This window comes from Micromonospora sp. DT4 (assembly GCF_049841675.1).
Classification (GTDB): Bacteria; Actinomycetota; Actinomycetes; order Mycobacteriales; family Micromonosporaceae; genus Micromonospora.
Genome location: NZ_JBNCKT010000022.1, coordinates 55198 through 61890 on the forward strand (window position 1 = coordinate 55198; position 6693 = coordinate 61890).

Below are 6693 nucleotides of genomic sequence, written 5' to 3' on the forward strand. Positions count from 1 at the left end.
TCACTCCACCCCGAAGACCTTCTCGAGGTACGCGGCCACGCCGTCCTCGGAGTTCGTACCGGTCACCTCGTCGGCGACCGCGAGGACGGCGGGGTGCGCGTTGGCGACCGCCACGCCGCGCCCCGCCCAGCTCAGCATCGGCACGTCGTTGGGCATGTCGCCGAAGGCCAGCACGTCCGCCGCGGACATCCCGAGCCGGTCGCAGTACCAGTCGAGCCCGGCCGCCTTGGTCACTCCGGCCGCGGAGATCTCCACCAGACCCGAGGACGACGAGTGCGTCGCCTCGGCCAGCCCCGCCACCGCCGCCCCGACCAGCGCGACGAACGCGTCGGGATCCTGCTCCCCGGCGCGGGCGAGCAGCTTCACCGCGGGGAGCGAGAGCAGCTCCTCCGGCGTCTCGACCGGCCTGATCCCGTCGGGGTCGACGTCCCAGCGCAGCGGATAGTCCGTCTCGTGTCGCATCTGGCGGCTGTCCATGATCTCCACGGCGAAACGGATACCGGGCACCTCGGCCCGCAGCCGCTCGGCCACCTCGGCCAGGTGCTGCGGCGCGAGCGGATCGGCCCGCAGCACCTCGTCCCGCACCGGGTCGTAGACCACCGCACCGTTGGCGCAGACCGCCGGCAGCGGCTCGGCCAGCTGGTCGTACACCAATTGCAGCCAACGGACCGGACGGCCCGTGACCAGGACGACCGGCGTGTCTCGCGCGGTGAGCCGCGCGAGCATGTCGGCGGTGCGGGGGCTGATCGTGTGGTCGTCGCGGATGAGCGTGCCGTCGATGTCGGTCGCTACCAGCCGAGGGGTGTCTCCCATCACCGGGACAGTAGCCGGTCCAGGTACACCGCCACCCCGTCGTCGTCATTGCGCAGGGTCACCTCGTCGGCGGCGGCGCGGACGTCCGGGTGCGCGTTCGCCACCGCCACCCGCGACCAGCCAGCCCACTCGAACATCGGCAGGTCGTTGGGCATGTCACCGAAGACCAGGACGTCAGCCGGGTCGACACCCAGGCTCTGCGCCACCACCGTCAGCCCGGTCGCCTTGTCCGTCCCGGGCGCCATGATCTCGATGAAGCCGAGCCCGGCCTGGGTGAGCGTGGCGACCTGCGGCGAGACGATCCGACGGGCCACCGCCAGCAGCTCGTCGACATGATGGTCGGCGGTCCGGGCGAACGCCTTGATCACGTCACAGGAGAGGCACTCGGCGCGGCTGCGCGCCTCGAACCGGTCCTGGTAGGGCCAGCTCTCGTGGTAGTCACCCCAGAGCGGGGCGTCGTGCTCGTCGGACGCCTCGACCATCACGGTCAGCGGGCCGACCTCGGCCTCCAGGTCGGCGAGCAGCCGGGCCAGCACCTCGGCGGGCAGGCGCTCGTCGCGGAGCACCACCGGGCCCGCCGGGTCGCTCTGGTCGACCACACGTCCGCCGCCGGCCATCACCAGGAAGTCGGCGGCACGGATGTCGTTACGCGTCAGCTCGGTCAGTCGAGGGCCGCGTCCGGTCGCGCCGACCACCGGAATTCCGGCGGCCCGCACCCGGTCGAGCACACCATGGGTGTACGCGGAGACGGTGTCATCGCTGCGGACGAGCGTTCCGTCGAGGTCGGTCGCGATCAGCTTGGGCAGTCCCGGGCGGGTCATCGTTCCTCCTTCGCCCACCGCCGTCGCAGCCAACCGGTCCTGGTCGAGACCCGGCGTGACGGCGGGCAGCAACCGTACCTCGCGGAACGGGTCGCAGCCATGGCTTCCCGGCGAATCGGGCACCAACGCACGGCACCCACAAGGTGTCCCGCCGCTCGGCCAGCGGGCGCGGTTGTCAGGAGGGGTTGTCGGGGCGGGCGAAGGGGGTGGCCGGTTCGACCGTCAGGTCGGCGGGAGCGGGTGGGCCGTCGTCGAACGGACTCGGGTCCCGGCGGCGCCAGGATCGCATCACCGGTACGTCGGCACGGGCGTCGTCGTCGGGCGGCCCCGTGGACGTGCCGGTCGGTACGGCCCACGTCAACCGCAGGGCGGCGGCGAAGAGGATGCACGTGACGAACGCCAGTACGAGACCGCGGCCGTACTCGATCCGGAAGCCGTCCTGGGACGAGTAGAGCAGGCTCCGCTCCCCGAGATCGTCGAGTGTCGCGGTGGCGGCGACCAGCAACGCCAGCAGCGCGCCCGCCAGCGTGAGCCCGACCAGCCGCGCGTTCGCACGGACCGCCGCCGTGCCCCCCAGCGCCAGGGCCACGGCGCAGGACAGGCCGAGTAGTCCGGCCAGATAGGCGACCCCGAAGCCGCCGACCTCGGACACGCTGGCGGGAACCTCGATCGTGCTGGTCCCGTCGGGACCGCCGTTGGGCAGGGTCGTCAGCACCCACTCGCCGATCATCGACGCGATCCCGGCGACCGCGCCGAGGCCGGCCAGCAGCAGCGGCAGGCGAGGATCCCGGGTCAGGCCGACCAGCGGGTTGGCGAACCCGCGTGCCCGCGCGGGCTCGTCGGTGCCCCACTCGATCACGGCCGGCGCGTCGGACGGCTCACCCCGGCGCGGAAGGGGCAGATCCTCGGGCATCGGCCATCCCTCCGCCGGTCACGGTCCTGCGTCGAATCATGGCACAGCCCTTGGTCGTGCCGCTGCCGTCGACACCGTGCGTCCGCCCACGGTCGCCAGCGTCGCCGGTCATGGTGATGGGAATCGCAGGGCGGTCGTCGGTGCCGGTCGGTCGCCCGGTGGTCACCTTTCCGCTAGCGTTCTCAACATGCCTATCCGTACCGCTTCCGCACAATGGCAGGGCAGTCTCACCGAGGGTTCCGGCACCGTCCGCACCGGTAAGGGCGGCCTGTCCGGCAACTACTCCTTCAAGTCGCGCTTCGAGGAGGGCGAGGGCACCAACCCCGAGGAGCTGATCGCCGCCGCGCACGCGGGCTGCTTCTCGATGGCGTTCTCGAAGGCCCTCGCCGACGCCGGCACGACGCCCACCTCGGTCGAGACCACCGCCAAGGTCCACCTGGACAAGACCGATGCCGGGTTCAGCGTGACCCGGATCGACCTCGAGACCGTCGGCCAGGTGCCCGGCGTCGACGAGGCCGAGTTCCAGAAGCTCGCCGAGGCCGCCAAGGCCAACTGCCCGATCTCCCGCCTGCTCTCGCCGGGCGCCGAGATCACCCTCACCGCTCGCCTGGCCTCCTGACCCGGCGACCCGCACACGTGGACCCCGGCCCGGGTCGCCGAGCGCGACCCGGCCGATCGGTCCCGCGTCGGGCAGAATGAACGGCGTGCCGGTGGAGATGACCCGCGAGCGCTTCGACGAGCTGGTCGCTGACGCCCTCGACGAGGTGCCCGAGGAACTTCTCGGCCTGATGAACAACGTGGTGATCCTGGTCGAGGACGACCCTCCGCCGGGTGAGTCCGACCTGCTCGGTCTCTACGAGGGGCACGCGCTCACCAACCGGGGCTGGGACTACTCCGGCGTACTGCCGGACCGGATCTTCATCTACCGCCACCCGATCCTGCGGATCTGCGACAGCGACGAGGACGTCGTCGACGAGGTGGCGGTGACCGTGGTGCACGAGATCGCCCACCACTTCGGCATCGACGACGAGCGGCTGCACGCCCTGGGCTGGGGCTGACCCGCGAGCCCCGCGAGCGCGCCGCTGAACCGATCGCCTCTGGTTGCCGTGGTCACCTACGGTCGGTGCAGCGACCGCGACCATTTCAGGAGGCACCTTTCATGCGCAGCGAGCTGTTCTCGTCGGAGAATCTGGAGAAGGAGTCGGCGCAGGCGGGCATGCGCCTGCAGAATTCCAAGATGTTGAAGATCGAGCTCAACGGCGAGGCGATGGCCCGGGTCGGCTCGATGGTCGCCTACCAGGGCAACGTCCAGTTCCAGGCCCTGGGCTCGGGTGGCCTCGGCAAGTTCCTCAAGCAGAAGCTGACCGGCGAGGGCGTCCCGCTGATGAAGGTCATCGGCCAAGGTGACGTCTTCCTCGCCGAGCTGGCCAAGGACGTGCACATCATCGACCTGGAGCCGGGCGACGCGCTCTCCATCAACGGTTCCAGCGTGCTCGCGTTCGACTCGACCCTCCAGTACGACATCAGGATGGTCGGCGGCGCCGGCATGGCCTCCTCGTCGGGGCTGTTCAACTGTGTGTTCAGCGGGTACGGCCGGATCGCGATCACGACCAAGGGCACCCCGGTGGTGCTCAACGTGGACGCCCCCACGTACGTCGACCCGCAGGCCGCCGTCTGCTGGTCGGCCAACCTTCAGACCGGCTACCACCGGGCCGAGCAGCTTGGCCTCGGCACGCTGCTGGGCCGGCGCACCGGCGAGTCGTTCACGATGAGCTTCGCGGGTCAGGGCTTCGTGGTGGTGCAGCCGTCCGAGGAGCCGCCCGTCCTGGGCAGCGGTCAGCAGCAGCAGGAGGGCGGTCTGCTCGGCGGTCTGTTGAGCTGAGCGCCGACCCGGAAGGGGCGTGCTTCTCGAGCGCGCCCCTAGGGCCTGGCCCCCGCCCGCTCAACTCATCTCGCCGGCACGCAGCCGGGCCAACCAGGCCGTCGAGTCGGCGTAGTCGACGTCCGCGAGGCCGGCCGGCGCGGCCACACGCCGCTCGCCCGCCTCGGCCCAACGGTGTCGGGGATAGGACCCCAGGAAACGGACATCCGCGCACACCCGGCGCAGCCCCTGCAATGCCTCACCGAGGCGTACGTCGGCCACGTGCCCGGTGCAGTCGAGGAAGAAGACGTACCGGCCCAGCGCCTCCCCGGTCGGGCGGGACTCGATCCGGGTCAGGTTCACCCCCCGTACGGCCAGCTCCATCAGCACCGACAGCAGCGCGCCCACCCGGTCGTGGGCGATGTAGACGGCCAGCGAGGTGAGGTCGTCGCCGGTCGGCGGCGGGGGTGGTCCGGGACGGGAGACCAGCACGAAACGGGTCACCGCGTCCGGATGGTCGGCGATCTTGTCGGCGAGCAACGCGAGCCGGTGCCGGACCGCCCCGATCGGCGCGCAGATCGCCGCGTCGTACTCGCCGGACCCTGCGCCGGCCGCCGCCGCGCCGTTGGAGAGGACGTCGACGACCACCGCGTCGGGCAAATGGTCGCGTAGCCAGCCCCGGCACTGGGTGGACGCCTGCGGGTGCGCCGCGATCGAGCGGACCGCCGACAGCGCGGTGCCCGTACGCGCGGCGAGCACGAACTCCACCGGCAGGATCACCTCCCGGGTGATCACCAGCGGCTCGCCCTCGACCATCTCGTCGAGGGTGACGCCGACCGCCCCGCCGATCGAGTTCTCCAGCGGTACGAGCGCCGCGTCGGCATCCCCGGCCCGGATGCCGTCCAGCGCCTCCCCGACACTGCGGGCCGGCGTACGGGTGCCGTGTTCGGCGGCGGGGATGGTGCGCAGGGCCTGCTCGGCGAAGGTCCCCTCGGGGCCGAGGTAGACAAAGCGCGTAGGTGGTGTTCCGGGCATGCCGCCCAGACTACGCAGCCGGCCCGACCGCCGACGGAGCATCGCAGGCGAGCGTACGGATGCCGGCCGGCCCGGTGGCCCGGACCTCGATGGTGCACACGTCCGTGCCGGCGGTGACCAGCTCCAGGGCCGTGGGCCGACCCTGGGTGACGACCTGAAGCTCCTCGTGCCCGGTCACCTCCACCACGGTGTACTGCCAGTCCCCGGCACACAGCGGACCGGTGCGGACCCGGACCCGGACGTTGTCCGGGAGCACCGAAGCAGGGCCGCGCAGCAGCTGCACCACTCGCTGCCCGGTCGGCCCGTTCCGGCAGGGCGTGGCCACCAGGCCGGGGTCGGGGGTGGCCGAGCCGGTGGTGGGTGGCGGCGCGGTCGGCGCAGACGAGGGTGTGCTCGTCGGGACGCCGCTCGGGCCGGACGCCGTCGGGCTGCCGGCCCCGGTGGGCACACCGGCCGGGTCGCGTAGCTCGGGAGGCGCCCCGCAGCCGGTCAGCGCTCCGATCGCGAGGAGCACCAGCAGCGCGGCCGCCGCGGATGCGGTGGCGGTGGGGGCAGACGGGTGACGGGGTGGCGTGAACGGCACGGGCCGATCCTCGGGGCATCGGGATACGTCGCGGCCGGGGTGGCCGAGCCCATCGTAGGGCGAGCGGTCGGCCGGGTGAAGGTCAGCCGAGGATGCGGTGTCCGGCGCGTTCCAACGCGGCGGTGCCCTCGGTCAGCCGGACGGCCGGCACGAGCACGTAGTCGGTGTCGAAGGTGGAGAAGGTGACCACGCTGACCCGGGCCGCGGCGAGCGGGTCGACGAGCGCCGCGAGCGTTCCCGTGCCGTCCACGCCCGTCGGGCCGGCTACGCGCAGGCAGCGCCAGGTGGTCTCCACCACGGCGTCGGCGGGCACCCGGTCGGCCGGGCAGATCACCGAGATCCCGTCGGCGGTCCAGCTCACCGTGACCACGTCAGTGCGGCCCAGTCCGCTCGACAACACGTCCGGCAGGGTGGTGTCGGCACCCAGCCGGCACACGGCGTACTTCCCGGGCAGCAGAGCGATATCGAGCATGAGGGCACCTTACGGCGTGGATCCGAGCCCATCCGGGCATCGCCGCGTGCGGTAACGACATATCCCGCCGCAGGTCAGACCTCGAAGTAGCGTGCGGTGAACGACATATCCCGCCGCAGGTCAGCAACACGGCGCCGTCATCGAGGCGCACCATGGTGCGCGAAGATTCGGTGCTGGTTGGTGGTTGCGGTCCGT

General features: G+C 71.9%; 9 protein-coding genes. 3 read left to right on the plus strand and 6 right to left on the minus strand.

Translation table 11 applies throughout. From position 1 onward, the window contains the following. The 3 genes from ACLQ24_RS09725 to ACLQ24_RS09735 form a co-directional block, all read right to left on the minus strand. A complete protein-coding gene (locus tag ACLQ24_RS09725) occupies positions 1 to 813 on the minus strand; it encodes an HAD family hydrolase (protein ID WP_425890545.1) in 813 nt (270 codons plus the stop codon). Then, the gene (locus ACLQ24_RS09730) at positions 813 to 1634 is read right to left on the minus strand and encodes an HAD family hydrolase (protein ID WP_425890547.1); all 822 of its coding nucleotides are present in this window, start codon (positions 1632 to 1634) and stop codon (positions 813 to 815) included. Before ACLQ24_RS09730 ends, ACLQ24_RS09725 begins: the two co-directional genes overlap by 1 nt. A 175-nt stretch (positions 1635 to 1809) precedes the next feature. Beyond that, positions 1810 to 2547 (minus strand): hypothetical protein, encoded by a 738-nt coding sequence (locus tag ACLQ24_RS09735; protein ID WP_425890548.1) that lies wholly within the window; start codon positions 2545 to 2547, stop codon positions 1810 to 1812. Between the two features lie 187 nt (positions 2548 to 2734). On the opposite strand from ACLQ24_RS09735, the gene ACLQ24_RS09740 reads away from it, so the two are divergent. The 3 genes from ACLQ24_RS09740 (at position 2735) to ACLQ24_RS09750 (ending at position 4429) form a co-directional block, all read left to right on the plus strand. After that, positions 2735 to 3166, plus strand: coding sequence for an OsmC family protein (locus ACLQ24_RS09740; protein WP_425890550.1), 432 nt, complete (start codon positions 2735 to 2737; stop codon positions 3164 to 3166). Positions 3167 to 3257: 91 nt separating this feature from the next. Further along, complete coding sequence (locus ACLQ24_RS09745; RefSeq protein ID WP_425890561.1) at positions 3258 to 3605, plus strand: metallopeptidase family protein; 348 nt, start codon at positions 3258 to 3260, stop codon at positions 3603 to 3605. Between the two features lie 101 nt (positions 3606 to 3706). Next, a complete protein-coding gene (locus ACLQ24_RS09750; protein ID WP_425890551.1) occupies positions 3707 to 4429 on the plus strand; it encodes an AIM24 family protein in 723 nt (240 codons plus the stop codon). 60 nt (positions 4430 to 4489) lie between these two features. On the opposite strand, the gene pheA is transcribed toward ACLQ24_RS09750, so the two are convergent. From pheA to ACLQ24_RS09765, 3 genes are all read right to left on the minus strand, one after another. Further along, positions 4490 to 5443, minus strand: coding sequence for a prephenate dehydratase (pheA, locus tag ACLQ24_RS09755; RefSeq protein ID WP_425890552.1), 954 nt, complete (start codon positions 5441 to 5443; stop codon positions 4490 to 4492). 10 nt (positions 5444 to 5453) lie between these two features. Beyond that, the gene (locus ACLQ24_RS09760; RefSeq protein ID WP_425890553.1) at positions 5454 to 6026 is read right to left on the minus strand and encodes a hypothetical protein; all 573 of its coding nucleotides are present in this window, start codon (positions 6024 to 6026) and stop codon (positions 5454 to 5456) included. Positions 6027 to 6108: 82 nt separating this feature from the next. Beyond that, entirely contained in the window at positions 6109 to 6498 is a 390-nt protein-coding gene (locus tag ACLQ24_RS09765) for an ACT domain-containing protein (protein WP_425890554.1), read from the minus strand. Positions 6499 to 6693 lie beyond the last annotated feature (195 nt).